This window comes from Bacillus cereus group sp. N31, assembly GCF_016483245.1.
Taxonomy (GTDB): Bacteria; Bacillota; Bacilli; order Bacillales; family Bacillaceae_G; genus Bacillus_A; species Bacillus_A toyonensis.
Window position 1 is genome coordinate 41,563 of record NZ_JAEHCH010000025.1, and the last position, 25,484, is coordinate 67,046.

Genomic DNA, 25,484 nt, shown 5'->3' on the forward strand with positions numbered 1-25,484 from the left:
TTTAAAAAATAGGAGAAATATTCTTTTCTTTGTTACAATGAAGGAAGAAAGTGAGGAATCGTCTATGGATCATCATTCCTACACAACGGAAGAAGTAGCGAAGCGATTAAAAGTATCAAAACTAACTGTATACGACTTAATTAAAAAAGGAGAACTTCCTTCTTATAGAGTTGGTAGACAGATGCGCATTGATACAGCGGATTTAGAACAATATATAAAGCAAATGAAAACAGGAAAGATACAAGTTACTTCTGTAAAGAATGACGATAGTAGTATCTTGAATACATGCATCATTAGCGGGCAAGAACTAACGTTAGATATGTTGGCAAAACGTATAGAAAATCGATTGCTAAATTCTAATGTATTAAGAGCGTATCAAGGTAGTTTAACAAGTTTAGTGAAGATGTACCAAGGAGAAGGAAGTGTAGTTAGTTTACACTTATTTGATGGTGAAACGGGTACATATAATGTTCCTTACGTAAAACGTATTTTAGTTGGACAACCATGTATTATGATCAATTTATTGGCAAGAAATGTGGGGTTTTATGTTCAAAAAGGAAACCCAAAGAAAATAAAGACATGGGCTGACATATCCGGGTCCTCTATAAAATTTGTAAATCGAGAAAAAGGCTCTGGTATTAGGGTGCTAGTGGATGAACAATTACGAATTCAAAAGTTAAATAAAGAACATATTAGTGGATATGAATGGGAAGAATCGAGTCATCTTGGTGTTGCCACGCAAGTTGCGAACGGAAAAGCTGATGTTGGGGTAGGGTCGGAAAAGGTTTCGCAAATTGTAAATGTAGACTTTATTCCGATAATGAAAGAACAGTATGATTTAGTAATTTTGAAGAATAAAGACAATGAAGAACTTATTGAAGTGATGAAAGACATTCTGCAATCGGAAGAATTTCATAATGAGTTAAAAGCGATTGGCGGATACGATATTATGAAAACAGGCCAAATTATATATGAAACAAACTAAAAAGCTGCTTGTCTATAAGACGAGCAGCTTTTTTTATATATAAAGGGGTTTGGGGAAACGAATTGTTAAATAAGACTTTGAGCAAGTGTGTAAATGAAAGCTGTAAGAAGAGTCGCTCCACTTGCAAGTCCGATAAAGTCTGATTTGTTGAAAGTAATGTTGTTCATTATAATCTCTCCTTATTTGTTTAATGTAGTTGCAACTGCTTTTGCATCGACAAGTGCGGATAGCACCATGCCCATTGTGTTAAAAAAATTGTTTGATTTCATTTTGTTCATCATGCGTATCCGCTCCTTTTCGAATTGTTGTTGCCCTGCTTTATGTCTTAATTATAGGGAAAATGATGAACTACAACTATCGAATTATCTTACGGGAGACTTACACTTTTGTAAGAAAAAAAGACATTCGTGTAAGAATGTCTTTTAAAGCATATTGATGTGATGATGCTCTTCAATTGTTTTTAAAAAGCTACGCATTGAATTGGTCATGTAGCTATCTTTGCGGCGTATGAAAACAGTTGAAATACTACCGTATTTCTCGGGAATCGGATGACAGTGTACTTTACCTGCTGTAGAAAGATGTTGTACCGCGGACTGGGGCACGAGTGTAATCCCAAGACCGAGTGCTACACTATTTAATATTGTTTCTAATATGTTAAATTCCATAATTCTTTTTGGTAGCAAACCTTCATCTTTAAGCCATCGTTCTAGTTTGTAACGGTATCCACACCCTTGATTAAAAACGAGTAAGGGCGTCGTAGTAAATTCTTCTATATGAAAAGCTTTATTTTGTGTCACGAGCATTAATTTTTCTGTACTAACATCGTATTGTTCAATTAGTGGATGCTTAATAGGACCTGATATAAAGGCGCCATCTAATTGATGGTCAAGGACTTCTCTAATAAGTTCTTCAGTTAGACCAGCTTGTAATGATAAATCAACGTTTGGATAGCTTTTATAGTAAGAAGACAAAATGGTAGGCAATGTACTTACTGTTTCGACTGTACCGATTTTTAATATGCCAGAGGGAGTTTCATTATCTAAAAATACTTGTTTTAGCTCGTCAACATCTTGCAAAATTTTATTAACATAAACGAGCATTTTTCTTCCTTCAGCTGTTAAAGTCATGCCTCGTTTATGACGGTAAAAGAGCGGTGTTTTTAGCTCGTTTTCTAATTGTTTAATACGTGCGGTTACATTTGATTGTACATAATTTAATTCCTTTGCTGCGCCGCTTACACTACCGCGATCGGCAACGCTTTGGAAGATTTGTAAGTCTCGTAATTCCATTGTATGCTCCCCCTTGATGTTAACTATCATTATAAATGATAGTTAACATCATTTTGAATCGTTTTACGTGATATGTTTTTTCTTTTACAATTCTCTTTGTGCAAATAGAAAGAAGCGGGGGATTATGGTGAGAAGAGGTCAAATAGTAATAGGAGCTTTGGCATGTTTAATTGCAAGTATGTCATGGGGAGCGATGTTTCCGGTTGCTGATCATGCGCTAGAATACATAGATCCATTTTATTTTTCACTTATTCGTTATGGAGCAGTGGCGATAGTACTGATTGTATTATTGTTAATGAAAGAAGGGAAACAGGCATTTCGTTTAGAAGGAAGGGGAAAGTTACTCGTCTTTTTTGGAACGATGGCGTTTACTGTATATAATGTACTCATATTTTTAGGTCAAATGTTAATGGGAAAATCAGGTGTAATGGTAGCCTCCATTATGGAAGCACTCATGCCGATGATTTCCATTTGTATTTTATGGGGATATAAGCATATAAAACCGAAAAAATATATGATAACGAGCATGATTATCGCTTTTGTAGGAGCTGTGTTTGTTATTACGAAAGGTGATATGAGTTTCTTTTTAACATTGAAAGATAACATGTTTTCACTAGCGTTTATATTTATTGGTGTTGTAGGTTGGGTTATTTATACGATGGGTGGTCAAACGTGTAGCGATTGGTCAACATTACGCTATTCTACATTGACGTGTGTATTTGGTACGACTGTCACAGGAATTATAACTGTAATGATTACGGTGCTTGGGTATGTTCCAGTCCCAAGTATGGGAACAATTTCTATCGTGAAGTATGATTTGTTATTTATGATGACATTACCAGGAATCATAGCGCTACTCGCTTGGAATTACGGTGTGAAAATCTTATCATCGATTAACGGCATTTTATTTATTAATTTTGTACCCATTACGACTTTGATTATTATGATGATACAAGGGTATCAAATAACAATGTTTGATATTGTAGGAACTTTACTTGTTATTGCAGCACTTATTCGCAATAACGTTTGTCAGAGAAAAGAAGAAAATATAAATAAGCAAGTTTTACAAGAAGAGCAATTACGCCAAGCGGTTTAATAGGCAATTGGAGGATTTAACATGTTAGAAAGTTTATTGTTTTTCTTCGCCGTCGGAGTTGCGTGCGAGCTTGCAGCAATTAATCGAAATGGTCGTAAGAAGGTAAAACAACAAGCTGAACTGATACAGCTTTTAAAAGAGTTAAAAGAAAGAAAAATCTAAAAAGACGACCGGGCATAGACGGTCGTCTTTTTCTATATATAAAGGGGAAAGGGGACACAAAGTTTATATAAGCGTAGCAGCGTAAATAAAAGCAGTAAGAAGAAGAGAGCCGCTAGCTAGTCCTAAAAAATCTAATTTGTTAAAAGTGATGTTATTCATAATACACTCTCCTTACTTGTTTAATGTAGAAGCAACAGATTTTGCATCGATAAGAGCGGACAATACCATGCCCATTGTATTCGTAAATTTGTTGTTCTTCATTTTGTTCATCATATCGATCCACTCCTTTGCAAATGGTTGCCCTGTTTCTGACTTAATTGTATAAGATATTGGGGAGAGTCACTATCGAATTAGCTTACAAGAAAATTACACTTTTGTAAGAATTGAAATTTAACAATAAATACTTATTTTTATTACCAACTCCTAAAACTTAGTGTTATAATCATTGTAAGAAAATGATTATACTTCGGATATTTAGAAAGGAACGAAACAAATGTATAAACCAATTACATTTTCGTTGAAATATATATTTAAAATGGCTGGGAAAGTAGAAGTACAAGGGAGAGAGAAATTACCGGAAGGCGGCCCTTACGTTGTTGCGTGTACACATACGAGTTTTATGGACGTTTTAATGTTAGCAACTGGGATGTATCCAACCCAAATTCATTACATGGCCAAAAAAGAATTATTTGAAGGGAAATTCAAAAACTGGTTCTTTAAAAATGTAAATGCATTTCCGGTAGATCGTGCGAATCCAGGGCCGAGCACATTAAAAATTCCATCGCGTTTATTAAAAGAGGGAAAAGTAGTAGGGATTTTCCCAAGTGGAACGAGATCAACAGAAGACGTTTCATTAAAAGCGGGGGCTGTTACGATTGCACTGCGTTCTAACGTTCCATTAGTGCCGGCAGCTTATATTGGTCCATCAAGTGTAAAAGAATTAATAAAAGGAAAAAAAGCGCAATTAGTTTTTGGAGATCCGATTCAAATTGATGCCGGAGAACAAATAGATCGAAAAACGGCTATGAAAATGATGACGGATCAATTAAACGAAAAATTTGAAGAACTAAAGGAAACTTTGCAATCGAAACAAAAGTAAAAAAGACGACCGGGCATAGACGGTCGTCTTTTTCTATATATAAAGGGGAAAGGGGACACAAAGTTTATATAAGCGTAGCAGCGTAAATAAAAGCAGTAAGAAGAAGAGAGCCGCTAGCTAGTCCTAAAAAATCTAATTTGTTAAAAGTGATGTTATTCATAATACACTCTCCTTACTTGTTTAATGTAGAAGCAACAGATTTTGCATCGATAAGAGCGGACAATACCATGCCCATTGTATTCGTAAATTTGTTGTTCTTCATTTTGTTCATCATATTAATCCGCTCCTTTTCGAATAGTTGTTGCCCTGTTTCTGACTTAATTGTATAAGATATTGGGAAGAGTCACTATCGAATTAGCTGACAGGAAAATTACACTTTTGTAAGAAAAACGAATGAAAGTGTAATGATGAGAAGATTTGACATATGTTCATGGAATTCATTAAGTTAAAAGGAGAGGTGAGTGTATGGCTAATATTAAAGATATCGCAAAGATGGCCGGAGTTTCAGTTACGACCGTTTCGAGGGTGCTAAATGATCACCCATATGTAAGTGAAGAAAAAAGGAAAGCGGTTATTGAGATAGTTGAGAAGTTGAATTACTCACAAAACGCAAACGCTGTTCATTTATCCAAAGGGAAGACGAATATTGTTGGTGTAATTTTACCTTACATTAATCATCCGTGTTTTGATGCGATGGTAGGTGGAATGATGGAGGTGGCGTTAGCTCATAATTACAGGGTGTTACTTTGCCAAACGAATTACAATAAAAAAGAAGAAATGAAAAGTTTACATATGCTCAAAACAAAACAATTGGACGGCCTTATTATTTGCTCGCGTGCGAATGATTGGGAAACGATAGAACCGTATGCTTCTTACGGCACAATAATTGCTTGTGAAGATAATGATATTTCAAATATCTCAAGTGTATATACAAATCATTCGGCAGCCTTTCAGTTAGGAATGAATTATCTTATTGAAAAAGGTTATAAAAAAATTGGTTATTGTACGGGAAGGAAGTTAGGGCCAAGTAGTCAAAAACGTTTTGATGTTTATAAACATCAATTACAATCCATAGATGAAGAGGTTAATGAAGAGTGGATTTTTACAGAATGTTTTACATTAGAAGATGGTGTGAGAGCGGCTCATAAGTTAAAGGAGATGCAGGTCCTCCCAGAAGCGTTAATAGTAGCAGGAGATGAAGTTGCGATTGGGATTATGACAGAAGTTGAAAAGTTAGGTATTCAAGTTCCTGAGGATTTGGCGATTATTGGTTTTGATAATCAACCTATTTCACAAGTGTTACAGTTGACAACGATTGATCAAAATTTAAAGGAGATAGGCAAAAACGCTTTTGAAATGTTTTATAGGCAAGTGAGCAACGAGAGTTATAAACAAGAAAAGGTGGAGATTCCGTATGAACTTGTGGAACGCTCTACAGTTTAGTCTTAATCCGTTATGTGTATAATTGCATAACGGATTATTTTTTGAAATGTCTTTGACAGGAAACGCGTTTCATACTTTATAAAAGAGTTAAACCGGTCTGTAATAATCCATGGATTCTTTTCAAGTGTTAAAACAATGAATAGAATTTGGAGGAATATGCATGAATGAACTTTTATCGAGTATGAAAAAATATGTAGAGGATGACGAAAAGATTTTAGCTGTTGTGGTAGGGATATTTGAGAAGGATGATTTTACCGTAGCTTACCGGCATGGGATTTTCGCTGCTACTACTAGACGTCTCCTTTTTTACGGGAAATTTTCGGGCTACCCTGCAATATTTGAAGAGTATCCGTATTTGCATATAGATGACATAGATCTCTGTCCATATTTTGAATTTACTTGTAATCATGAAAGGGTTAGAGCTAGGTATATTCAGAAAGGGAATGTGGAGCGATTTGTTCGTGCAGTTAGAGAAAATATGAATAATTAATCAACCCTTTGTTTAAACATAATATCTCGATCTTTAAGAGGTAAAATGCGGAATAAAAACCACTTCTAAACCTCTAGGAGATAGTGATACAATGTCAAATGGGGGAGGGTATGAATTATGGTTAATCAACGTATAAAGGAAATAACACTAATTACAATTGGTTCATTATTATTCGCAATTGGTATTAATTACTTTGCAATTCCAAACCGTTTATCGGAAGGTGGAATTATTGGTTTAACGGTTGTTACGTACTACTTATTTGATTGGTCACCAGGGATTGTGAACTTTGCTATAAATGCAGTTTTACTAGCTATTGGTTATAAGTTTTTTGATAAAAAAACGATGGTTTATACGATTTTAGGGATTGTAGAAACATCCTTGTTTTTATATGTTACAGAACATATTGAGTATCATGTAAATAGTGATACGCTATTAGCAGCTTTATTTGCTGGTTTGTTTGTAGGTATCGGATTAGGCTGTATGTTCAAAGCTGGAGGTACATCAGGAGGATCGGCAATTTTAGCACAGTTAGCAAATCAATATTTAGGGTGGAGCGTTGGTAAAGGCGTACTTATTATTGATATCGTTGTAATTGCTGGTTCTGTATTTATAATAGGACAAGAAAAAGCGATGTACACACTTGTTGCAGTATTCATCGGTGCGAAAGTGATTGATTTCATTGTAGAAGGAATGGATACAAAAACGGCTGTTACAATCATTTCAAATCAACCAGATTTAATACGTGAGGCTATTACGAAAAACATGACACGCGGTGTCACTGTATTAGAAGGACGCGGCGGATATACTGGAAAAAATAAAGAAGTTTTATATGTTGTTATTAATAAACAAGAGCTTGTTAAGTTAAAGCAAGTTATTAGCCGAGTAGATGAAGATGCTTTCGTTGTTATTCATGATGTGCGTGATGTGCTTGGTGGGGGCTTTAAAGCGAGCTAAAAGGTGAACGAGTAAAATCGTTCACCTTTTTTTATTCTTACAAAAATGTAAGTGTAATGTAATGAGATTCAATAGTAGATTTTATTGCTTCTTTTTAAAATGGATGTATATATATCCTGCAGAGGAGGAATGTTTATTGTGAAGAAAAAAATGATCACTACTATAATAGCGATGCTAGTGATAGTAGTAATGTTACTGCCTACGAAACTTGGACCAGTTATTGATAAATATAATCCGCTTTATAAGACGAAAGAATACTATACGGTTGTGAATACAATTGGTCAGCATGTTGGTGATGAGTGGTATGAATATGAATTTATTGCATTTGACGAACGTGGAAGAGAACAAAAAATAAAGAAGACTGTTAAGCATATGTTAAAGAGAGATGAAGCATTAAAAGTGTACGCAAAAGGACGATACGGCGAGTCAATTGAAGAAATTGAAGCTGTAAATATTCCTATTAATGCGAAGAGTAAACTTTTAGCGATGAGATAGCGAAATATACCCCTGCCTATTTTTTGTCGAAAATCAAAATACTAGGTAGGGGTATTTTGAGGTTCGTAAAAAAGCCTTAGTCCATATGGGCTAAGGCTTTTTTTATTATATAAAGGGGAAGGGGGTACATTGTAGTAGCATGAGTGAAAGGTATAAGAAGAGTAGCTACTAGCAATGTAATTTGGTTATGTGAGCGTTCTTCTTATTTGGCTTACTTTCTAACTGTATTGTACGAAATATAGATATGGAAAACTATCGAATTACATTACGCATAGCTTACAAACATGTAAGCCTTCTGTAATGTAATTCGATAGTTAAAAGATAGTAAATTTAATATAGTATAAGTAGAAAGTCTAATGTATTACTTTCTGTTTGTAATGTAAGGAAGAATGAAAAACCAACTACTTTTTAATAACCCTCATCTGTATGTAGATGGGGCTCTTTTTATAAACCTTACAACATTGTAAGGTTTACGTAAGTTAATTCGATAGTAAATTTGTCATATTTTTTGCATAATAGATACAAATAGATGAAAATAATTAGGGATTTAGTAAGAAGGGAGAAAAATGGGATGCGTAAAGAAGAAGTAGTGAGGTTTCCAATTAAAGATTTCTGTAGCTACTTTACTGTTGCCGTAGTATGTATTGGATTATTTGATATCATAACAAACTTAATTGTTAAATAATATAGATGATAAAACAAGAAGGGGGTTCCTTTCTTGTTTTTTTTATGGAGGAATAAAGATGAAGTGGATTGATAGCCATATACATGTTGATCAATATAAGGATGAAGAGAAAAGTAGATTACTTAAAGATTTGGAAAATAGTAAAGAGGTAAAGGGGCTTATTGCGGTATCTATGAATTATCAATCATGTAAGGAAACTTTATCTTTAGGAAAGAAATTCTCTTTCATACACCCAGCAATAGGATTTCATCCGGAGCAACCGATTCATAAAGAAGAATGTGAGCGCATATTCAAATTAATTGAAGCTCATGCTGAGGAAATCATTGCGATTGGTGAAGTGGGCTTGCCGTATTATTTAACGAAAGAAGATGAAGGGGTTACTATAGATTCATACGTGGCGATATTGAGACGATTTATAGAACTAGCTAGTGAATATGATTTGCCCATTGTATTACACGCAGTTTATGAAGATGCCGATATTGTATGTGATTTACTTGAAGAATATAAAATTTCACGTGCACACTTCCATTGGTTTAAAGGAAATGAAGCGACAATGGGACGGATGGTGAGGAATGGTTATTATATTTCTATCACACCAGATGTTGTACATAAGGAGAAAATTAGAAAGATCGTTTCGTATTATCCACTGGAATATATGATGGTAGAAACGGATGGACCGTGGGAATTTCAAGAGAATACTATAACACACCCTTGTATGATTAAAGATGTATTAGAAGAAGTTAGTGTAATAAAAAAAATTCCAGTAGAGAAAGTTGCAGAACAAATATATAAGAATACAGTTCGCTTTTATCGATTGACTGAATCCTAAAAAACACCAAGCAGCTCGCTTAGTGTTTTTTATTAGGATTCTAATTTTTTCGCACGTCTTAATAATAATAGAAAGACAATAATAACGAACCCAAGTATAAGGAAGAATCCATATTGTTTTATATAATCAATTACGTCATTTGCACTAGTTGGTTTTTCAACGTGGATACCGTCTTTATTAGTAGTAATATGAATATCTTTCATTTTTACTTCATTCGTTTCTTTTTGTAAATCAATCCACTCTATGTTTGGAATACTCTCTAGATCTTTTAATACTTCTTTTAATGGTTTCACACCTAAGTAAGGATGATAGAATGCACCAATAACTCCATCGGATAATTTAGCAACAGATAAAGCACGCTCTTTCATTTGGGCAATAGCTCGTGGTTTATCTTCTTCAATAAATCCAACTGTTTCAGGCATTAATTTCATTCCATGTAGAAATGATGGTGTACTTCTATACGCTGGAGAGTGCATGGATTTCCAAGTTGTATCACTTAACTGCAGTTGACCTACATAAGTTGAAAAGTACTTTGATAAGATTTCATAACCTTTTTGAGACATTGTGTAATGAGGTGCTTCAAATGCGACAGGATATAGTTTAGCATCTACAAGTTCTTGGATACCTTTTTCAATATGATCTGTCGTATATTTTTCTTCAAATGCTTCACCTTTTTTTACATATTGGTTATATGCCTCTATATTTGGGAAATTCTCTTTTGTTTTTGGCTTTTCATGCTTCGGTTGACAAATGGGTTGATCAGTTTTTACGTCCCAAAATTCAAACCCTTCACCAGTTTCACTGTCATAAAATTGGTGAGTATAACCATGCATAATAATTGCTGCACCATCATCTTGCATAGAGCGTAAAAGATCGACTAGTTCGGGTTTATCTTTTAAATGTAGTGTTTCATCTGTCTCTGGATCTGTATATACAGGAATAACAGTTATCATGTAAGGAATCTTTTTCTTCTTTAATAAGTCGGCAATATCCTGTAATTGATTTATATCTGCAGCTGGGTGAACATCCTCGAGGCGTAAATAGGCTAATTTTTTATTAGTTTCAGGTTTTTGTTTAAAATAAGAAAATAAGCTTTCGCCAATATAATAAGATATCCAATCAAAGAGGTTGGAAGTTGCAACGTAATACGAATTGTTTTGCTGTACAATTAATGGATAAGTATTATTGTCTCTTAAGGCATGGGCAAGAATTGTTCCATTTGTATCAAGTTGTTTAACTGATCTCTCTTCCTCTAATGTCTTCTTTAGCTTACGTGTTGGATATTCAATTTTATCAGAGTTTATATCTTCGTTTTTAAGTGTGATGAACGAAAAACGATTAGATAACTGTTCTATGTTTTGACCTAAAACTAGTAGTGGTCCGGGGAAGCTTTCTAGAAATTCTTTTGCTTCAGTAGAAAGTTCTTCTTGTTTTTCACCCATGTAAATAACGTGTGTATACGAAGATTTATCAGTTACTTCAGATAACTGTTTTATATTTTTAATTGTTATATCATTAGTGAAATGTCCTACTTGTGTATTAAGTATTTGGATATCACTTGTAATTTGATCATCATTTGAACTGTATAAAATAAGGACTTTCGACTTTTCGGTTTTTTGTGCGGAAATAGGGACAGGAATTAATAGTAGTAAACTGAATAAGAGTAATAGCCATTTTTTCATATTATTATTCTCCTAGTTTATATTTAGAATTCAATTTACAATTATATACAAAAAATAAGTTATAGTCTATGAAAGTTACATTTTTGCACGTATTTACCAAATGTTTTTTCACAAAATAGGCCTAAAGCATGATGATAATATGTATAGTTATTTGCTATGATAAAAGAGTAAGAGAATGATAGAACATAGGTAATTGTAAAGGGAAGGCTGAAAGGGGACAAATTTCAGCGGAGAAAGAGGTAGAGGTAGTGAAGAAATTCTTTGTAGGATTTTTAGTCGTTCTTGGGGTGTATTTATATTTCCAAGGAAAGTCTGAAGGAATGGATAAGCTAGTGAAAGAGACAAGCTATGTTGATTCAGAAGAAGCAAAACAGATGAAACAAATTATTATAGAGGAAGCAAAGAAAGTAAATCTTCCAGAATGGATACCTCTTACAATTGCCGAACATGAAAGTCGATTGAATCCAAGAAGTATTGGAGACAACGGAACTTCATTCGGATTGTTTCAATTGCACCGTGGTGGTGGACTTGCGCCAGATCATTTAACTGATGAAGAGTTGAAAGACCCACGTACAAATGCACAAATTGCAATGCCGCATTTGGTGAAGGGATATAAGCGCGGGGTGCAAAGAGGTTTGACTGATTTTGCATTATTGAAATATGTAGCGAATACATCGGGATGGCCAGGGAATTTAGGACCAGAGTGGACGGATAATAATATGAAGTATAACGTTGGATTAGAGAACGTATACTATCGAAATAAAGGTGTACTAAAAGAGTAGGTTTTCGATACCTACTCTATTTTTTTATGGATATTTTTGTCTTCCTGCCTTGTGAAGTACTGCGCTAGTTGTATGTTCACTTCTTCTAGTTTTGTAGAAACTTGTGGTATTTTATATCCTACATACAACGGTGAAACGACAAACCTAGGAACAACTTTACAAATAATTTTTCCGTTTAAGTGATAGAAGAATAAGTTATAACTGCTACACCCTTTATGGAAATCTGTCAGTATGTAACGTACAGTTTGCTGAATGTAATTTGCCATTTCATCTATACATGCAATATCATCAATGATTATATTGAATTCAGTAAAACCGATAATAGGACGCTCTGAAATATTGAGTTCAATACGTTCATTTTTTTGAACAATTATCCCTTGGAAATTTTCCTCTTCAATATTCTCGAGATAGTCTACATGTTTCATTCCGATAATTTGCATGTGTGCATGATGCAAACTTCCGCCTGAAAATGGACCATGATTTTTGTATAAAATTACAGATGAAAAGTCTTCGTTTTCCTGTAACTTTAACCAATGTTGAATAGAGAAATGAATTAGTTTTCGCATATGCTCTTCTGTATATGTTGCGATATGATCTTCACAATTATCCGTTTCGATTAACACGGTTTGAAATGTATCTTTTAATGTAGGGAATTTATTTTTCAACCAAATAATTGAGCCCTCAGTTTCTAAAATATCCGTTAAATTTTCTCTATCGCAAAATGGACATGCAGCGCTTCTGTTCCGAATGCTTTCTGGTTTTTGTTTACCGATATCGTTTAAAAAATATAGTTGTTGTGTATCCATTTGTATATACCCCTTTAAAATATGTGTAAAAATCCCGCTTAATACATTCGGGGAAAGGAGGAGGAAATCCTTTAAAGTGAATAGGGAAAAATAAAAGACAAGATATCCTCATTACGATAGGGTATCTTGTCTTTTATTTTTTCTTTTTCTTTAATAATGTGTATGGATAATATAGAGTATTTTCACTATGTTTCGTTTTTCTATTTTTTATTGTGTATAAGGCGATTGCTGTACTTGTGATTATAATAATGGCTTTCTTCATATTCATATACCCCTTTTTATTGTTGGTTTAATTCTTGGCTAACTGCCTTTGCATCGACTAAAGCGTGTAAGATCATTTTCACCATGTTCATCATATTTCTTCACTCCTTTTTATAGTTCATTTAGTTCTTTTACAACTGCTTGTCCGTTCACTAATACCTCAAAGATTGCTTTTACGATTTCTTTCATCATGATTGTTTCCTCCTTTTGTTTGTCTCTCTTGTTTACATCTTTATTGTATAGGGAGGCATCTTTTCGTACTATCGCTTTCCATTACGTGAACATAACAGTTTTGTAAGATTTGATGTCACTTATTGAAATGTTTAGTCTATCTTCATTATTTTCAGAAAAATGACTATTCAAACATAAAATAGGGAAGTATAATAAAGAAGTAAGTATTAAATTCCGTACGAAAGGGGTGAATGAGATGAAACGTTCTTTAGCTGCGCGTGCCAAATTTTTAGATTTTATCTATTTTTGTCGTGCGATTTTTCATGATGTAATTGTTAACGGGATACGTCTGCCCTTTTTTAACAATTGCATAGTAGCTATTGAACGATAGAAATCTCTTCACCCATTTTTAATAAACGTGTGAAAAGGGAGCTATTTAGCTTCCTTTTTCTATGTCGAAAATCATGGGGAATGTTTCTTTCCCATGGTTTTTTTATATTGAAAGGAGTACGGAAAATGACAATTTGTAGTGTAAATAATGTAACGAAATCTTTTGGTGGAAACATCATATTTGAAAATATATCGCTTGAAATAAAGAATGGTGAACGTGTTGGTTTAGTTGGCCGTAACGGTAGTGGGAAGACAACAATCTTTGGTCTTCTAACAGGGATGGAGAATGTGGATGCAGGAGCCGTTCATATGAAGAAAGGTACACGTATTGGTCATGTCGCACAAATTCCAAAGTTTGATGAGGGCATGACTGTATACGATGTATTGGGTTCCGCCTTTAAAGTAGAAAAGGAATTAGAAAAAGAAATGCGTGTTTTAGAAAAAAATATGACGGAGGAACGGGAAGCGTCTGCTTTGCAAAAACTGATGGAGAGGTACGGTGTAATTCAAGAAAAATTTACGTTTCTTGGTGGTTATGAAATAGAGGCAAATATTATGAAGGTAGCAAATGGTCTACAAGTGACGGAACTATTCCTCCGATCATTTCTAGAATTAAGCGGAGGAGAACAGACAAAGGTAAGCCTTGCGTATATGCTATTGCAGAAACCAGATTTACTTCTATTAGATGAACCGACAAATCATTTGGATTTATTTGCAGTCGAATGGTTAGAGCAATTTTTAAAAGAATACACCGGAACAGTTATGGTTATTTCACATGATCGCTATTTCCTTGATGAAGTTGTAACGAAAGTTTTTGATTTAGAAGATGGAGAAATTCACGTGTATCATACGAATTATTCTCAGTTTGTTGAGGAGAAGGAAGAAAGGTTGCTTCATGAGTTTCAGGCTTATCAAGAACAGCAAAAGAAAATAAAGAAAATGAAAGAAGCAATTAAGCGTCTACGTGAATGGGCAAATCAAGCGAATCCGCCGAATGAAGGACTCCATAAGAGAGCGAGAAATATGGAACGTGCGTTAGAACGTATGGAGAAGTTAAAGAGACCGATTTTAGAACGAAAACAGATGGGACTTCAGTTTGAAGGGCAAGAGAGAAGCGGGAAAGATGTTGTTGTAATGAAAGAAGTGAGTAAAGGTTTTTCTGACAAACCTTTATTTGAACAAGCGAATTTACATGTTCGTTTTCAGGAGCGTGCGGCTATCGTTGGTCGTAATGGCACAGGGAAGACTACGCTACTAAAATTACTATTAGAAGAAATAGAGCCAGATGCTGGTGAAATTCGGATGGGTAGTAGTGTCAAAATTGGTTATTTATCGCAGCATGCGTACGGAAATATGAAGAGTAATGTATTGGAAGCTTTCAGAGAGTATGTAGCTGTAACAGAGGGAGAAGCAAGACATATATTAGCTAAGTTTTTATTTTATGGTCCAGCTGTGTTTAAGAATGTAACGCAACTGAGCGGTGGAGAAAAAATGAGGCTAAGACTGGCGCAACTTATGTATCAAGACATCAATTTTTTAATTTTAGATGAGCCGACAAACCATCTTGATATTGAATCAAGGGAAGTTTTAGAGGAAGCTCTTGAGCAATATAATGGAACGATTTTAGCTGTTTCACATGATCGTTATTTTTTAAATAAGTTATTTGAAAAGACGTATTGGATTGATGAACGCAAATTATTTGAGTTTGCAGGGAACTATGCATGGGCTCGTCAAAAGTGGGAGGAAAGGATTGAGAAGCAAGTAATAAAGCAGAAACCTCAAGGGAGAAAAAGTATTGAAACAGTCCCTGTAAAAAAGAAAGAAGCTAGGAATATTGAGGGGATTGAAACCGAGTTAATGCGTGTAGAAGAAGATATATATGCACTTGAATGTAAAATGGAACATGTAGCTGATGTTGAAATGCTTGAACAATTGTATGAAGAAAAAACGAAAAAAGAGTTGTTACGAGCGGAGTTATATAATGAGTTAGATAATATTGTGGGGTAAAGAGTAGAAAGCTAATTCCTTTCAGTTTTGCTGAAGGGATTAGCTTTCTTTTTTTTATAACTATATTTTACTGTAAGAGATAAATGAAAAAGTGTGTTTCACGTGAAACAGTAACTTGGGTAAATCTTTGTTACGCATCTTGCATAGGTTGTGAAACATATGCAATGGTGAGGCAAAATATATATGTTATTAGTAGATTTTCGATAGGATTAATTACGAAAGTAAAGGCTAATTATTTCCCGAGACATAAGTATGTATGATGGAAATCTGAGATTGAAAATAAAAAAGAAAGCAGAGTCACAGCTTTACGCGCTGAACTCTGCTTTCTTTTTGTGTGGTATCTTCTTTTGTTGAAATGATAATAGCGATCCCGAGCATAATAAAAAAAGCTAAAAAGAGGACGAATTTTGGGAAGAAAGGGAATAGTAATAGCGCCCCGACTATCATAATTGTTAATAACACGTAGTGCAGGACATATTGGAATAGGTTGTCCATGTTTTCGCCCCCTTTTTGGTAATTGATTATTAGTATTCTATGTTTCATGCTGAAGGAATAGAAGTAGTTTTTATGTTTTTTAATATAAAATGTGGATGCATAAACTAAAAAACATTAGAAACGATACATATTGAAAACGAAAAGGGACTTATAAAAAAAGCTATAGTAGGGGTTGAGTGAAGATAACTACAACGATATGTAGTTTCCTAAATTAAATAAACAATATTTTTGAAAAAAACCATAAAAATATTTATTTAGAAAGAATTGACAAAATATATTGAAAGTTATAAGCTATTAACCATAAAGTCTACCGGAAAAGTCGGAATAAGATTGTTACCCCTCAAAAACATCTATTTTTTTACGATTAAAACCGACTTTTCCGATTGGCTATAAATGTTGCTGTGGGAGGCATACATAGGGCAAGCAGTTCATAAGGTGTAATTATTAAAAAAAAGTTAGGGTGGGGACAATGAAGAAAAAGACGAAAAAATGGGCTGGTGTATTTTCGGTATTAATGAGTAGTTCGCTTGTGCTATCTGCTTGTGGGGGACAGGAAGATACGGCTTCTACAGAATCGGTTAAACAACAAGATTTAAAAAATATAAAAATTGAAAAGATCGCTGCGACAGATAAAACGAAAGTACCAGATAAAGCGAAGAATAGAAAAGATACGCTAGTAGTTGGTATTAGTAAACCTGGCGGCGTATTTTTACCATATTTCCAACAAAATGGTTGGGATGGAAACGTGACTTCAGTGATTTTTGCATCTCTTGTATCAACGGATAAACAAGGGAAACCAATTCCGGAATTAGCGGAGAAGTGGGACGTTTCTTCTGATCAGTTAACATATACATTCCATTTACGTAAAGACTTAAAATTTAGCGATGGATCGCCATTAACAGCAGATGATGTAGCGTTCACATTGACGCTTTTACATGATAAGGCATATGAAGGTGAAATAGATATCTCTCAATATGCGGTTAAAGGTGGTAAAGAATATAAAGAAGGAAAGGCAACTTCTATTGAAGGTATTCAAGTTGTTGATCCACAAACAATTAAAATTACCACTGAAAAAGTTAATTCACAAGCTATATTTGTTTTAGGTGGTACAGTATTATCAAAAGCTTATTACGGAAAAGATTACAAACAAAATACAAGTTTAGATTACTTAAAAGAGTTATATGGAAAACCGATAGCTGCGGGTCCATATAAATTTGAAAAGTATATCCCGGGGCAAGAAGTTCGATTTGTAGCAAATGAAAATTATTATGCGGGCAAACCCAAAATTCCAAACTTCATTTATAAAATTACTTCTGGCGATACGAAGCTTCAATTATTCCAAACAGGTGAGGTTGACTACACTGGCCTAGGTACTGGTGATGAAATTCTTGAACAGGCTAAGGGTTTAGAATTTGCGAATATCCAAATCGAAACAGCAGCGTCATTTAGTTATATTTATATGAATAATAATAAGCCGTACTTAAAGGATAAAAAGGTTCGCCAAGCACTTATTTACGGATTAGATCGTAAAAAATATGTTGATACAGCATTGAAAGGATACGGTACGGTAGCTAATGTACCAATTCATCCAACTTCTTGGGCTTATACGGAAGAAGGAGTTAATAAATATGAATACGACAAAGAAAAAGCGAAAAAATTATTAGATGAAGCAGGATGGAAAGTTGGTTCGGATGGAGTTCGTGAAAAAGATGGTCAAAAATTAAAGCTTTCTTATTTCGGCCCAAGTTCGGCTAAAGATAGTGATTTATTAATTCCAATTGCGAAAGAGAATTATAAAGAAATAGGTGTAGAATTTAATCCAGAATTTATGGACTTTAATACTATGCTTTCGAAGGTAAATAAAGGTGACTATGATTTAGCTTCTGTTTCGACACCGATTACAAGTGATCCGAGTGAAACAGCTGGTGAATATTTGTCTGGTGTCAATGATAAGAGTCTTGGTTATAAAAATGCGAAAGTAGATGAGTTAATTAAAAAAGGTATTGAGACAGTTGATATTGAAAAACGTAAACCTATTTATAAAGAATTATATAAAGAGTTAAGTGATGACCCACCAGTAATTCTATTAAACTACCGTAGAACAATTACTGGTTATAACGGGAATATAAAAGGAATTGACTCTGAAAAATACAATAGTATTAGCGCAAACTTACCAGTTTTATCATTTGAAAAATAACGATAAGGATGTATAAATAGAAGACATTTTTTCATTCGGTTAGTAATGTACCGCTTTGAAAAAATGTTCTTCTATTTTAGGCATAAGATTGGAGAGAAAAAGGGTGAAAACATATATCGTTCGTAGGTTGTTACAAATGATTCCTACACTGTTCGGAACATCAATTGTTATTTTCTTCCTGTTTGCGCTTCTTCCAGGAGACTATATTGATTCAAATCCAAAGATTACACCTGAAAGGGCAGCTGAACTTAGGGAATTATATGGATTAAATAAGCCAATTGTTGAGCGTTATTTTCATTGGTTAGGTAATGCATTGCAAGGGGATTTTGGTTTTTCGCTTCAATATCAGGAACCTGTAACGTCATTATTAAATAAATTTATTTGGAATTCTTTTAGTGTAGCTGTTATTGCATTGTTTTTTATTTGGCTAATTGCACTTATTATCGGCGTATTCTCAGCGACGAAGCAACATTCTTTATTCGATAAACTTGTAACAATTGGTGTCTTTGCAGCAATGTCATTTCCTTCATTCTTTATCGGTTTGTTTTTAATTAAGGTGTTCGCGGTGGACTTTAAGTTATTACCGATAGGCGGAATGATTGATGTCGGGAGTAATTCGACTGGATTAGCTTACGTAATAGAAGTTGCCAAGCATATGGTTTTACCAGTATTTATTTTGACTCTTCTTGGTGTGGGTTCATTAACTCGTTACTTTAGAACAAGCATGCTAGAGGTTGTAAGGCAAGATTACATACGAACAGCACGGGCGAAAGGTTTAAAGGAGAAGACTGTTATTTATAAGCATGCGTTAAAAAATGCAATATTACCGGCGATTACGTTATTAGCATTTGAATTACCAGGTTTATTTTCGGGAGCAATTATTATTGAACAAATTTTTAACTGGCCAGGGATTGGTAATATTCAATTAGAAGCACTAAATTTTCGTGATTATACAGTATTAATGGCATTTACGATGTTTCTTTCTTGTTTAACAATTATTTCAAACTTTTTCGCTGATATCGTATATGCAGTTGTTGATCCACGTATTCGGTTGAAGTAAGGGGGGATTAGATGGAAACTGTTACAGCAATTACAGAGAAAAAAGAAAAAAAGAGAAGAAATGAATCATCACCATGGCGACAGGCTCTTAAAAAAATAAAGAGAAATAAGATGGCACTCGTGGGGTTTTATGCACTAATGTTTATGTTTTTATTTTGTTTTGTCGGTCCGCTCTTTTCGCCATATGCATCAGGGAAAATACAAGTCGCTTTAATTAACAAACCACCTAGTTTTTCACATTGGCTCGGTACAGATCAATTGGGAAGAGATATTTTAACGAGACTTATGCAAGCAGGACGCATTTCATTAACAATTGGATTAGCTTCAATGGTCTTATCGGTTATACTTGGAGCTTTATTAGGAGCTATTGCAGGTTTTTATCGCGGGATTGTCGACAATATTATTATGCGTCTTGCAGATATTTTAATGTCGATGCCGGGATTGCCGTTGCTTATTATAATGGGAGCTATTTTATCAGAATGGAAAGTACCATCTGATTATCGTCTTTATGTCATTATGATTATTTTAAGTTTAGTAGGTTGGCCAGGACTTGCACGTCTTGTAAGAGGTCAAATTTTATCACTCAGGGAGCAAGCATTTATGCAAGCTGCTGATGTGTTAGGAATAAAAGATTACCGGAAAATTATATATCATTTAATCCCTAATGTTTTACCGATCTTAATTGTTGTATCCACATTAGGTGTTGCAGGCTCTATTTTAGGGGAATCCGCACTAAGCTACTTAGGTCTCGGAGTCGTCCCGCCTACACCATCATGGGGAAATATGATTAGTGCAGCTAACTCATTAATCGATTTCCAAAAGCGTCCGTGGTTATGGATTCCGCCCGGTTTTGCAATTTTTATAACAGTTGTATCAATTAATTTACTTGGTGATGCACTTCGTGATGCGTTAGATCCAAAGATGAGACGGTAGGTGAGGGAATATGAGTAAAGCGGTAGTAGAGCTGAAAGATTTGCAAACACATTTTCAGACAGAAGAAGGAACAGTAAAGGCTGTTAATCATGTTAGCTTTGCAGTTCGAGAAGGTGAAACAGTTTGTGTTGTAGGTGAATCGGGTTGCGGAAAGAGTGTAACGGCGCTATCGATTATGGGACTTATTGCTGAATCAGGAAGTGTAGTAGGTGGAGACATTTTATATGAAGGAAAAAGTCTTTTAGGTATGAAAGAGAAAGAGCTTCGTAGTTTACGAGGAAATGATATTGCGATGATATTCCAAGAGCCGATGACATCACTGAATCCCGTCTTCACTGTAGGAGAACAAATTGTAGAAACGTTAAGAGAGCATGAATTACTTAGTAAAAATGAGGCGTATAAAAAGGCAATCGAATTAATTCGTAAAGTTGGTATAGCTCGTGCGGATGAAATTGTCCATTCGTATCCACATGAACTAAGCGGAGGCATGTTACAACGCATTATGATTGCTGTTGCGCTTAGTTGTAATCCTAAGTTATTAATTGCAGATGAACCGACAACTGCTCTTGATGTTACGATTCAAGCTCAAATATTAGACTTACTAAGACAGATAAAAGAGGAATTTAAAACATCGATTTTATTAATTACACATGATTTAGGCGTTGTAGCAGAAATGGCTGATTACGTTGTCGTTATGTATGGCGGAAAAGTTATTGAGGAAGCTCCAGTACTAGAGATATTCCAAAATCCGAAACATCCGTATACGAAAGGTTTGTTGAAATCAAAACCGGTAATGGGAAAACGAATAGATAAACTATATTCTATTCCAGGGCAAGTTCCGAATTTAGTTGGCTTAGGTGAATTTTGCTATTTTAGTGGTCGTTGTGAGCATTGTATGGAAATATGTAAAGAAGAGGCACCAAATTTGAATGTGCACGATGAGAACCATAAAGTAGCTTGCTGGTTATATGAGGAGCGTGCGGAACAATGAGTGAACCATTATTAGAAGTGAAAAACTTAAAGACGTATTTTCCAATTAAGGGCGGCATATTTAGTAGAACGATTGGACATGTAAAGGCAGTTGATGGAGTAAGTTTTACTATTAATAAAGGTGAAGTGTTTGGCCTAGTTGGAGAATCAGGAAGTGGAAAAACAACGATAGGAAAAACAATTTTACGTCTCGTCCAAAAAACGGAGGGAGAAGTAAAGTTTAAAGGGCACGATGTTTATTCCTTATCCAAGGAGGAATTGAGAAAACATCGCCCTAATATGCAGCTTGTTTTTCAAGATCCATTTAGTTCATTAAACCCAAGAATGAGAATTGGAGAAGCACTTGGTGAGCCGATGTTGGCTCACGGACTAGCGACGAAAGAAAATGTTCGTGCAAAGGTGATAGAAGTATTGGAGTTATGTGGTTTAGCTCCGTATCATATTGACCGGTATCCTCATGAGTTTTCTGGTGGGCAACGTCAGCGTATCGTTATCGCAAGAGCTATGGTATTAAATCCAGAATTCATTGTAGCTGACGAACCTGTGGCAGCACTAGATGTATCTATTCAAGCACAAATCATTAATTTATTTAGTGAGTTACAGGAGAAAAAGGGATTATCTTATTTATTCATTTCACATGATTTAAGTGTTGTGGAACATTTATGTACAAAAATAGGAATTATGTATTTAGGAACGATTGTAGAAACGGCACCGCGTGATGAGTTATTTACGAATCCACTTCATCCGTATACAAAAGCATTGTTATCAGCTGTGCCAATACCAGATCCAACAGTGAAGCGGGAGCGAATTATACTAGAGGGGGATATTCCCAGTCCAGCAAATCCACCTTCAGGTTGTCGTTTTCATACACGCTGCCCGTTTGCGACAGATGTTTGTACACAAACGGTACCAGAGTTTCGTAATGTTGGTGAAGATCATTTTGTTGCTTGTCATCATGTATAAAAGAGAAGGACCCTTTCAGAAGTTGAAAGGGTCTTTTTTTTATTTACTAGATAAAGTTTGTTTTAAAACAAATTGCTCGATTGCATGGGCAACACCATGTTCATTGTTTGTTAATGTTACAACGTCACATAATTTTTTTACATCTTCTTCAGCATTTCCCATTGCAACAGATAAACCAGCAACTTCTAACATTGGTACATCATTAAAATTATCACCAATAGCAATTGTATCTTCAATTGGTATATTAAAATGAGCTGCCATCTGCTGTAGCCCATTTCCTTTATGGCCATTCTTATCCATAATTTCTAAATTAGTAGGAGCAGATGCTGTAACCATAATAGCAGTGTCTTCTTGTAACATACTTAATAACTGGGCGCGATGACCTGCATTGAACGTTAAAATGAAGAATTTAGATATTTCGAGTTCTTGATTGTTTACAACATCTTCGATTTTTTGGAAATCAGTAATTAGGTTTGATTTCTTTTGTTTTTCTGTAATTCTTTCGAGTTCTTCTAATGTAACATCTAGCGCATGCTTGTTTTCTTCGAATGCCTGCATCACTTGATCTTGCCATGTAGAAGGAGAGTAAACCCCTTTATTTGTATATAGCTTATATGGAAAACCTTCAGCTTCTAGTAATTTTGCAAGTTTGTATACTTTATCGTTTTGTAAACAACGCGAGTTAATTACTTTTCCATCCACGTAAACAATTGCCCCATTGCTTGCTCCAACTGGAAGAGATAATTGGTATTCTTCCAATAGTTTTAAAGCATCCTCTTTTGCGCGGCCAGAACAAATCATTACAATATGTCCAGCTTCTTGTGCAGTTTGGATTGCTTGTAAGTTCTCTTTGGAGATTTCAAGATTAGATGATAGTAGTGTACCATCCATATCTAATGCGATTAATTTCAAAATGACCACCTCTTTGTTTTTATTATACATAGTTATATAGAGGAAACATATAAACTTATCTTGGAAAGATAGTATTTTGTCCTATAGTGTACCATCCAGTGAAAACCTAGTAGATTCAACCTTACTTATTAAAGATTCACCTTGATTTGTAACAAAAGTAGAGAGGAATATAGTTATATTTAGGTTTATGACTGTAATGTTACACGAATGTTACAAACGTGAATGTAGTGGAAAATGCATTGAAATAGGGTCTTTAAGGGTGTTTATAAAAAAACGTAAAAAAAATGTAATAAAATTTACGTAATCATATTGCAACGTAATAATAGTTATGTTACATTAATGTTACAAACGTTACGTTATCAAATTCAATGTAACGGTAACATAAAAACTATGAAAAAAACATTTCTTAGAAATTACATATAGAAAACGTATTCAAAGGGAGGATAAATGATATGAAAGAGCAAGTATTACAAGTAACAAAAGGTGACTTCGTAGGATCAGCAAGTGGAGCGGTAGTATTAACAGCATTAATCGTATTTCTATCAAGCGTATTAGTATAATAGAAGTTCTGTAACAAAAGATAAATGAAGGGAGAATGAAAGATATGAAAGAGCAAGTATTACAAGTAACAAAAGGTGACTTCGTAGGATCAGCAAGTGGAGCAGTAGTGTTAACGGCATTAATCGTATTTCTATCAAGCGTATTAGTATAATAAAAGTTTTAAATTGTACAAAATGAAAGGAGAATGAGGAATATGAACAGTGAACAAGTGTTACAAGTAACAAAAACAGATTTATTAGGATCATTAGGCGGAGCAGTAATATTAACATCGTTTATTCTATTCCTTGCAAATATATTAGTATGAGAAATATAAATACAATCATTCAAAAAAAATAAAGACTCTAACGTATTAGTAAGTAGTTAATATGTTGGAGTCTTTTTTGTTTTCCCCTCATATATACTTTCAAGTATGAATATTTTCCCCTTACTTTAAAGAGAAAAAAGTCGAATTTTATATGTAAGAAAAAAAGAGGAATTTGACAGAAAAGATAGAAAATTTTAAAGGTCAGAAATTGTTAGCCTGCTAACTAATTTCTATAAATTGATATTGGAAGCGTTTTCGGTTGGTTTTAAGTATGGACCATTTAATCTATTTACAGGGGGATGAAGATATTATGAAACAAAAATCTATGGATACGCTAGCTGCACAAATGGAGGACTTTTTTCCGGTACGTGATGTAGATCATTTGGAGTTTTACGTAGGGAATGCAAAACAATCGAGTTATTACCTTGCGAGAGCGTTCGGATTCAAAATTGTGGCTTACTCTGGATTAGAAACAGGAAACCGTGAAAAGGTATCTTATGTTCTTGTGCAAAAAAATATGCGTTTTGTTGTGTCCGGGGCCCTAGGTAGCGATAATCGTATCGCAGAGTTTGTAAAAACTCATGGTGATGGTGTAAAAGACGTTGCATTACTTGTCGATGACGTTGATAAGGCTTACTCGGAAGCGGTGAAACGTGGTGCCGTCGCAATTGCTCCACCTGAGGAGTTAACAGATGAGGATGGTACATTGAAAAAAGCAGTTATTGGTACGTATGGTGATACAATTCACACGCTTGTAGAGCGTAAAAATTATAAAGGAACATTTATGCCAGGATTCCAAAAGGTTGAGTTTAATATTCCATTTGAAGAATCAGGTTTAATTGCTGTAGATCATGTAGTTGGTAACGTTGAGAAAATGGAAGAGTGGGTTAGTTATTACGAGAATGTTATGGGCTTTAAACAAATGATCCATTTCGACGATGATGATATTAGTACAGAGTATTCGGCATTAATGTCAAAAGTTATGACGAATGGAAGTCGTATTAAGTTCCCTATTAACGAACCAGCAGATGGAAAGAGAAAATCGCAAATTCAAGAATATCTTGAATTCTATAATGGAGCAGGTGTACAACATCTTGCCTTATTAACGAGTGATATTGTTAAAACAGTTGAAGCGCTTCGTGCAAATGGTGTGGAGTTTTTAGATACACCAGATACGTATTACGATGAGTTAACTGCGCGAGTTGGAAAAATCGATGAGGAAATTGATAAGTTAAAAGAATTAAAGATTTTAGTAGACCGTGATGATGAGGGCTATTTACTGCAAATCTTTACGAAACCAATTGTAGACCGTCCAACTTTATTTATTGAAATCATTCAACGTAAAGGTTCTCGTGGATTTGGTGAAGGGAACTTTAAAGCATTATTCGAATCAATTGAAAGAGAACAAGAGCGTCGCGGAAATTTATAAGATTTGTATCCACCA

Annotated in this window: 30 protein-coding genes; 21 read left to right on the forward strand and 9 right to left on the reverse strand. The window is 34.6% G+C overall.

Annotated features, from left to right (window positions below; genetic code table 11):
* Nucleotides 1-37: 37 nt before the first annotated feature.
* Nucleotides 38-985 (forward strand): helix-turn-helix transcriptional regulator, encoded by a 948-nt coding sequence (locus JDS81_RS24045; protein WP_000657124.1) that lies wholly within the window; start codon nucleotides 38-40, stop codon nucleotides 983-985.
* A 65-nt stretch (nucleotides 986-1,050) separates the two neighbouring features.
* Here the strand turns inward: JDS81_RS24045 and JDS81_RS24050 are convergent, their stop codons facing one another.
* Together JDS81_RS24050 and JDS81_RS24055 are read right to left on the reverse strand one after the other, a co-directional pair.
* Nucleotides 1,051-1,152, reverse strand: coding sequence for a DUF3948 family protein (locus JDS81_RS24050; protein ID WP_001060019.1), 102 nt, complete (start codon nucleotides 1,150-1,152; stop codon nucleotides 1,051-1,053).
* A gap of 255 nt (nucleotides 1,153-1,407) precedes the next feature.
* Nucleotides 1,408-2,274, reverse strand: coding sequence for a LysR family transcriptional regulator (locus JDS81_RS24055; RefSeq protein WP_097953587.1), 867 nt, complete (start codon nucleotides 2,272-2,274; stop codon nucleotides 1,408-1,410).
* 127 nt (nucleotides 2,275-2,401) lie between these two features.
* On the opposite strand from JDS81_RS24055, the gene JDS81_RS24060 reads away from it, so the two are divergent.
* Together JDS81_RS24060 and JDS81_RS24065 are read left to right on the forward strand one after the other, a co-directional pair.
* A complete protein-coding gene (locus JDS81_RS24060; RefSeq protein ID WP_001252498.1) occupies nucleotides 2,402-3,370 on the forward strand; it encodes a DMT family transporter in 969 nt (322 codons plus the stop codon).
* A gap of 21 nt (nucleotides 3,371-3,391) precedes the next feature.
* Nucleotides 3,392-3,532, forward strand: coding sequence for a YrzO family protein (locus JDS81_RS24065; RefSeq protein ID WP_000894071.1), 141 nt, complete (start codon nucleotides 3,392-3,394; stop codon nucleotides 3,530-3,532).
* A gap of 63 nt (nucleotides 3,533-3,595) precedes the next feature.
* On the opposite strand, the gene JDS81_RS24070 is transcribed toward JDS81_RS24065, so the two are convergent.
* On the reverse strand, nucleotides 3,596-3,691 hold the full coding sequence (locus JDS81_RS24070; protein ID WP_001060006.1) for a DUF3948 family protein: 96 nt from the start codon (nucleotides 3,689-3,691) through the stop codon (nucleotides 3,596-3,598).
* A 334-nt stretch (nucleotides 3,692-4,025) separates the two neighbouring features.
* Between JDS81_RS24070 and JDS81_RS24075 the strand changes: the two genes are divergently transcribed.
* Nucleotides 4,026-4,631, forward strand: a complete 606-nt coding sequence (locus JDS81_RS24075) for a lysophospholipid acyltransferase family protein (protein ID WP_000277795.1) — start codon at nucleotides 4,026-4,028, stop codon at nucleotides 4,629-4,631.
* Nucleotides 4,632-4,695: 64 nt separating this feature from the next.
* On the opposite strand, the gene JDS81_RS24080 is transcribed toward JDS81_RS24075, so the two are convergent.
* Nucleotides 4,696-4,791 (reverse strand): DUF3948 family protein, encoded by a 96-nt coding sequence (locus JDS81_RS24080; protein ID WP_001060006.1) that lies wholly within the window; start codon nucleotides 4,789-4,791, stop codon nucleotides 4,696-4,698.
* A gap of 305 nt (nucleotides 4,792-5,096) precedes the next feature.
* Here JDS81_RS24080 and JDS81_RS24085 point away from each other — a divergent pair, with 305 nt between their 5' ends.
* The 5 genes from JDS81_RS24085 to JDS81_RS24105 all read left to right on the forward strand — a co-directional run bounded on the left by JDS81_RS24085 (nucleotide 5,097) and on the right by JDS81_RS24105 (nucleotide 9,527).
* The gene (locus tag JDS81_RS24085) at nucleotides 5,097-6,074 is read left to right on the forward strand and encodes a LacI family DNA-binding transcriptional regulator (RefSeq protein ID WP_001273894.1); all 978 of its coding nucleotides are present in this window, start codon (nucleotides 5,097-5,099) and stop codon (nucleotides 6,072-6,074) included.
* A gap of 160 nt (nucleotides 6,075-6,234) precedes the next feature.
* The gene (locus JDS81_RS24090; protein WP_001004254.1) at nucleotides 6,235-6,564 is read left to right on the forward strand and encodes a PH domain-containing protein; all 330 of its coding nucleotides are present in this window, start codon (nucleotides 6,235-6,237) and stop codon (nucleotides 6,562-6,564) included.
* Between the two features lie 117 nt (nucleotides 6,565-6,681).
* On the forward strand, nucleotides 6,682-7,518 hold the full coding sequence (locus tag JDS81_RS24095; protein WP_000248049.1) for a YitT family protein: 837 nt from the start codon (nucleotides 6,682-6,684) through the stop codon (nucleotides 7,516-7,518).
* A 138-nt stretch (nucleotides 7,519-7,656) separates the two neighbouring features.
* Nucleotides 7,657-8,013: a YxeA family protein gene (locus JDS81_RS24100; RefSeq protein ID WP_000728436.1), complete on the forward strand. Its 357-nt coding sequence runs from the start codon at nucleotides 7,657-7,659 to the stop codon at nucleotides 8,011-8,013.
* 743 nt (nucleotides 8,014-8,756) lie between these two features.
* Complete coding sequence (locus JDS81_RS24105) at nucleotides 8,757-9,527, forward strand: TatD family hydrolase (RefSeq protein ID WP_097953585.1); 771 nt, start codon at nucleotides 8,757-8,759, stop codon at nucleotides 9,525-9,527.
* Between the two features lie 32 nt (nucleotides 9,528-9,559).
* On the opposite strand, the gene JDS81_RS24110 is transcribed toward JDS81_RS24105, so the two are convergent.
* Nucleotides 9,560-11,209, reverse strand: coding sequence for a DUF2334 domain-containing protein (locus tag JDS81_RS24110; RefSeq protein ID WP_097953584.1), 1,650 nt, complete (start codon nucleotides 11,207-11,209; stop codon nucleotides 9,560-9,562).
* A 248-nt stretch (nucleotides 11,210-11,457) separates the two neighbouring features.
* Here JDS81_RS24110 and JDS81_RS24115 point away from each other — a divergent pair, with 248 nt between their 5' ends.
* Nucleotides 11,458-11,991, forward strand: coding sequence for a transglycosylase SLT domain-containing protein (locus JDS81_RS24115; RefSeq protein ID WP_000713241.1), 534 nt, complete (start codon nucleotides 11,458-11,460; stop codon nucleotides 11,989-11,991).
* An 11-nt stretch (nucleotides 11,992-12,002) separates the two neighbouring features.
* Here JDS81_RS24115 and JDS81_RS24120 read toward each other — a convergent pair whose 3' ends face one another.
* Together JDS81_RS24120 and JDS81_RS24125 are read right to left on the reverse strand one after the other, a co-directional pair.
* On the reverse strand, nucleotides 12,003-12,797 hold the full coding sequence (locus JDS81_RS24120) for a DUF4931 domain-containing protein (protein ID WP_002059171.1): 795 nt from the start codon (nucleotides 12,795-12,797) through the stop codon (nucleotides 12,003-12,005).
* A 133-nt stretch (nucleotides 12,798-12,930) separates the two neighbouring features.
* Nucleotides 12,931-13,065 (reverse strand): spore coat protein B, encoded by a 135-nt coding sequence (locus tag JDS81_RS24125; protein WP_097953583.1) that lies wholly within the window; start codon nucleotides 13,063-13,065, stop codon nucleotides 12,931-12,933.
* Nucleotides 13,066-13,485: 420 nt separating this feature from the next.
* Between JDS81_RS24125 and JDS81_RS30780 the strand changes: the two genes are divergently transcribed.
* Complete coding sequence (locus JDS81_RS30780) at nucleotides 13,486-13,620, forward strand: RAxF-45 family protein (protein WP_000830640.1); 135 nt, start codon at nucleotides 13,486-13,488, stop codon at nucleotides 13,618-13,620.
* 125 nt (nucleotides 13,621-13,745) lie between these two features.
* A complete protein-coding gene (gene abc-f / locus JDS81_RS24130) occupies nucleotides 13,746-15,626 on the forward strand; it encodes a ribosomal protection-like ABC-F family protein (RefSeq protein WP_085451141.1) in 1,881 nt (626 codons plus the stop codon).
* A 297-nt stretch (nucleotides 15,627-15,923) separates the two neighbouring features.
* Here the strand turns inward: abc-f and JDS81_RS24135 are convergent, their stop codons facing one another.
* Nucleotides 15,924-16,121 carry a hypothetical protein gene (locus tag JDS81_RS24135; protein ID WP_000369250.1) on the reverse strand — a complete coding sequence of 66 codons (198 nt, stop codon included), beginning with the start codon at nucleotides 16,119-16,121 and terminating at the stop codon, nucleotides 15,924-15,926.
* Between the two features lie 469 nt (nucleotides 16,122-16,590).
* Between JDS81_RS24135 and JDS81_RS24140 the strand changes: the two genes are divergently transcribed.
* The 5 genes from JDS81_RS24140 (at nucleotide 16,591) to JDS81_RS24160 (ending at nucleotide 22,263) form a co-directional block, all read left to right on the forward strand.
* The gene (locus JDS81_RS24140; protein WP_097854982.1) at nucleotides 16,591-18,318 is read left to right on the forward strand and encodes an ABC transporter substrate-binding protein; all 1,728 of its coding nucleotides are present in this window, start codon (nucleotides 16,591-16,593) and stop codon (nucleotides 18,316-18,318) included.
* Nucleotides 18,319-18,421: 103 nt separating this feature from the next.
* Complete coding sequence (locus tag JDS81_RS24145; RefSeq protein ID WP_142311416.1) at nucleotides 18,422-19,378, forward strand: ABC transporter permease; 957 nt, start codon at nucleotides 18,422-18,424, stop codon at nucleotides 19,376-19,378.
* 11 nt (nucleotides 19,379-19,389) lie between these two features.
* Nucleotides 19,390-20,310: an oligopeptide ABC transporter permease gene (gene opp4C / locus JDS81_RS24150; RefSeq protein ID WP_000451062.1), complete on the forward strand. Its 921-nt coding sequence runs from the start codon at nucleotides 19,390-19,392 to the stop codon at nucleotides 20,308-20,310.
* Between the two features lie 10 nt (nucleotides 20,311-20,320).
* Complete coding sequence (locus tag JDS81_RS24155; protein WP_000030774.1) at nucleotides 20,321-21,301, forward strand: ABC transporter ATP-binding protein; 981 nt, start codon at nucleotides 20,321-20,323, stop codon at nucleotides 21,299-21,301.
* Nucleotides 21,298-22,263 (forward strand): ABC transporter ATP-binding protein, encoded by a 966-nt coding sequence (locus JDS81_RS24160; RefSeq protein ID WP_001294496.1) that lies wholly within the window; start codon nucleotides 21,298-21,300, stop codon nucleotides 22,261-22,263. The genes JDS81_RS24155 and JDS81_RS24160 overlap by 4 nt, the downstream gene beginning before the upstream one ends.
* A gap of 39 nt (nucleotides 22,264-22,302) precedes the next feature.
* Here the strand turns inward: JDS81_RS24160 and JDS81_RS24165 are convergent, their stop codons facing one another.
* Entirely contained in the window at nucleotides 22,303-23,175 is an 873-nt protein-coding gene (locus tag JDS81_RS24165) for a Cof-type HAD-IIB family hydrolase (RefSeq protein ID WP_000766432.1), read from the reverse strand.
* A gap of 452 nt (nucleotides 23,176-23,627) precedes the next feature.
* On the opposite strand from JDS81_RS24165, the gene JDS81_RS24170 reads away from it, so the two are divergent.
* From JDS81_RS24170 to hppD, 4 genes are all read left to right on the forward strand, one after another.
* Nucleotides 23,628-23,735 carry a DUF3948 family protein gene (locus tag JDS81_RS24170; protein WP_000664237.1) on the forward strand — a complete coding sequence of 36 codons (108 nt, stop codon included), beginning with the start codon at nucleotides 23,628-23,630 and terminating at the stop codon, nucleotides 23,733-23,735.
* A 35-nt stretch (nucleotides 23,736-23,770) separates the two neighbouring features.
* The gene (locus JDS81_RS24175; protein ID WP_000654250.1) at nucleotides 23,771-23,887 is read left to right on the forward strand and encodes a DUF3948 family protein; all 117 of its coding nucleotides are present in this window, start codon (nucleotides 23,771-23,773) and stop codon (nucleotides 23,885-23,887) included.
* Nucleotides 23,888-23,929: 42 nt separating this feature from the next.
* Nucleotides 23,930-24,040, forward strand: a complete 111-nt coding sequence (locus JDS81_RS24180; RefSeq protein ID WP_001083697.1) for a DUF3948 family protein — start codon at nucleotides 23,930-23,932, stop codon at nucleotides 24,038-24,040.
* A 310-nt stretch (nucleotides 24,041-24,350) separates the two neighbouring features.
* On the forward strand, nucleotides 24,351-25,469 hold the full coding sequence (gene hppD / locus JDS81_RS24185) for a 4-hydroxyphenylpyruvate dioxygenase (protein WP_000810910.1): 1,119 nt from the start codon (nucleotides 24,351-24,353) through the stop codon (nucleotides 25,467-25,469).
* Nucleotides 25,470-25,484: the final 15 nt, after the last annotated feature.

Coding starts and splice junctions, on each gene's coding strand:
- JDS81_RS24045 (WP_000657124.1), top strand. CDS start 38: ATGAAGGAAGAAAGTGAGGAATCGTCTATGGATCATCATTCCTACACA.
- JDS81_RS24050 (WP_001060019.1), bottom strand. CDS start 1,152: ATGAACAACATTACTTTCAACAAATCAGACTTTATCGGACTTGCAAGT.
- JDS81_RS24055 (WP_097953587.1), bottom strand. CDS start 2,274: ATGGAATTACGAGACTTACAAATCTTCCAAAGCGTTGCCGATCGCGGT.
- JDS81_RS24065 (WP_000894071.1), top strand. CDS start 3,392: ATGTTAGAAAGTTTATTGTTTTTCTTCGCCGTCGGAGTTGCGTGCGAG.
- JDS81_RS24070 (WP_001060006.1), bottom strand. CDS start 3,691: ATGAATAACATCACTTTTAACAAATTAGATTTTTTAGGACTAGCTAGC.
- JDS81_RS24075 (WP_000277795.1), top strand. CDS start 4,026: ATGTATAAACCAATTACATTTTCGTTGAAATATATATTTAAAATGGCT.
- JDS81_RS24080 (WP_001060006.1), bottom strand. CDS start 4,791: ATGAATAACATCACTTTTAACAAATTAGATTTTTTAGGACTAGCTAGC.
- JDS81_RS24085 (WP_001273894.1), top strand. CDS start 5,097: ATGGCTAATATTAAAGATATCGCAAAGATGGCCGGAGTTTCAGTTACG.
- JDS81_RS24090 (WP_001004254.1), top strand. CDS start 6,235: ATGAATGAACTTTTATCGAGTATGAAAAAATATGTAGAGGATGACGAA.
- JDS81_RS24095 (WP_000248049.1), top strand. CDS start 6,682: ATGGTTAATCAACGTATAAAGGAAATAACACTAATTACAATTGGTTCA.
- JDS81_RS24105 (WP_097953585.1), top strand. CDS start 8,757: ATGAAGTGGATTGATAGCCATATACATGTTGATCAATATAAGGATGAA.
- JDS81_RS24110 (WP_097953584.1), bottom strand. CDS start 11,209: ATGAAAAAATGGCTATTACTCTTATTCAGTTTACTACTATTAATTCCT.
- JDS81_RS24120 (WP_002059171.1), bottom strand. CDS start 12,797: ATGGATACACAACAACTATATTTTTTAAACGATATCGGTAAACAAAAA.
- JDS81_RS24125 (WP_097953583.1), bottom strand. CDS start 13,065: ATGAATATGAAGAAAGCCATTATTATAATCACAAGTACAGCAATCGCC.
- JDS81_RS30780 (WP_000830640.1), top strand. CDS start 13,486: ATGAAACGTTCTTTAGCTGCGCGTGCCAAATTTTTAGATTTTATCTAT.
- abc-f (WP_085451141.1), top strand. CDS start 13,746: ATGACAATTTGTAGTGTAAATAATGTAACGAAATCTTTTGGTGGAAAC.
- JDS81_RS24135 (WP_000369250.1), bottom strand. CDS start 16,121: ATGGACAACCTATTCCAATATGTCCTGCACTACGTGTTATTAACAATT.
- JDS81_RS24140 (WP_097854982.1), top strand. CDS start 16,591: ATGAAGAAAAAGACGAAAAAATGGGCTGGTGTATTTTCGGTATTAATG.
- opp4C (WP_000451062.1), top strand. CDS start 19,390: ATGGAAACTGTTACAGCAATTACAGAGAAAAAAGAAAAAAAGAGAAGA.
- JDS81_RS24155 (WP_000030774.1), top strand. CDS start 20,321: ATGAGTAAAGCGGTAGTAGAGCTGAAAGATTTGCAAACACATTTTCAG.
- JDS81_RS24160 (WP_001294496.1), top strand. CDS start 21,298: ATGAGTGAACCATTATTAGAAGTGAAAAACTTAAAGACGTATTTTCCA.
- JDS81_RS24170 (WP_000664237.1), top strand. CDS start 23,628: ATGAAAGAGCAAGTATTACAAGTAACAAAAGGTGACTTCGTAGGATCA.
- JDS81_RS24175 (WP_000654250.1), top strand. CDS start 23,771: ATGAAAGATATGAAAGAGCAAGTATTACAAGTAACAAAAGGTGACTTC.
- JDS81_RS24180 (WP_001083697.1), top strand. CDS start 23,930: ATGAACAGTGAACAAGTGTTACAAGTAACAAAAACAGATTTATTAGGA.
- hppD (WP_000810910.1), top strand. CDS start 24,351: ATGAAACAAAAATCTATGGATACGCTAGCTGCACAAATGGAGGACTTT.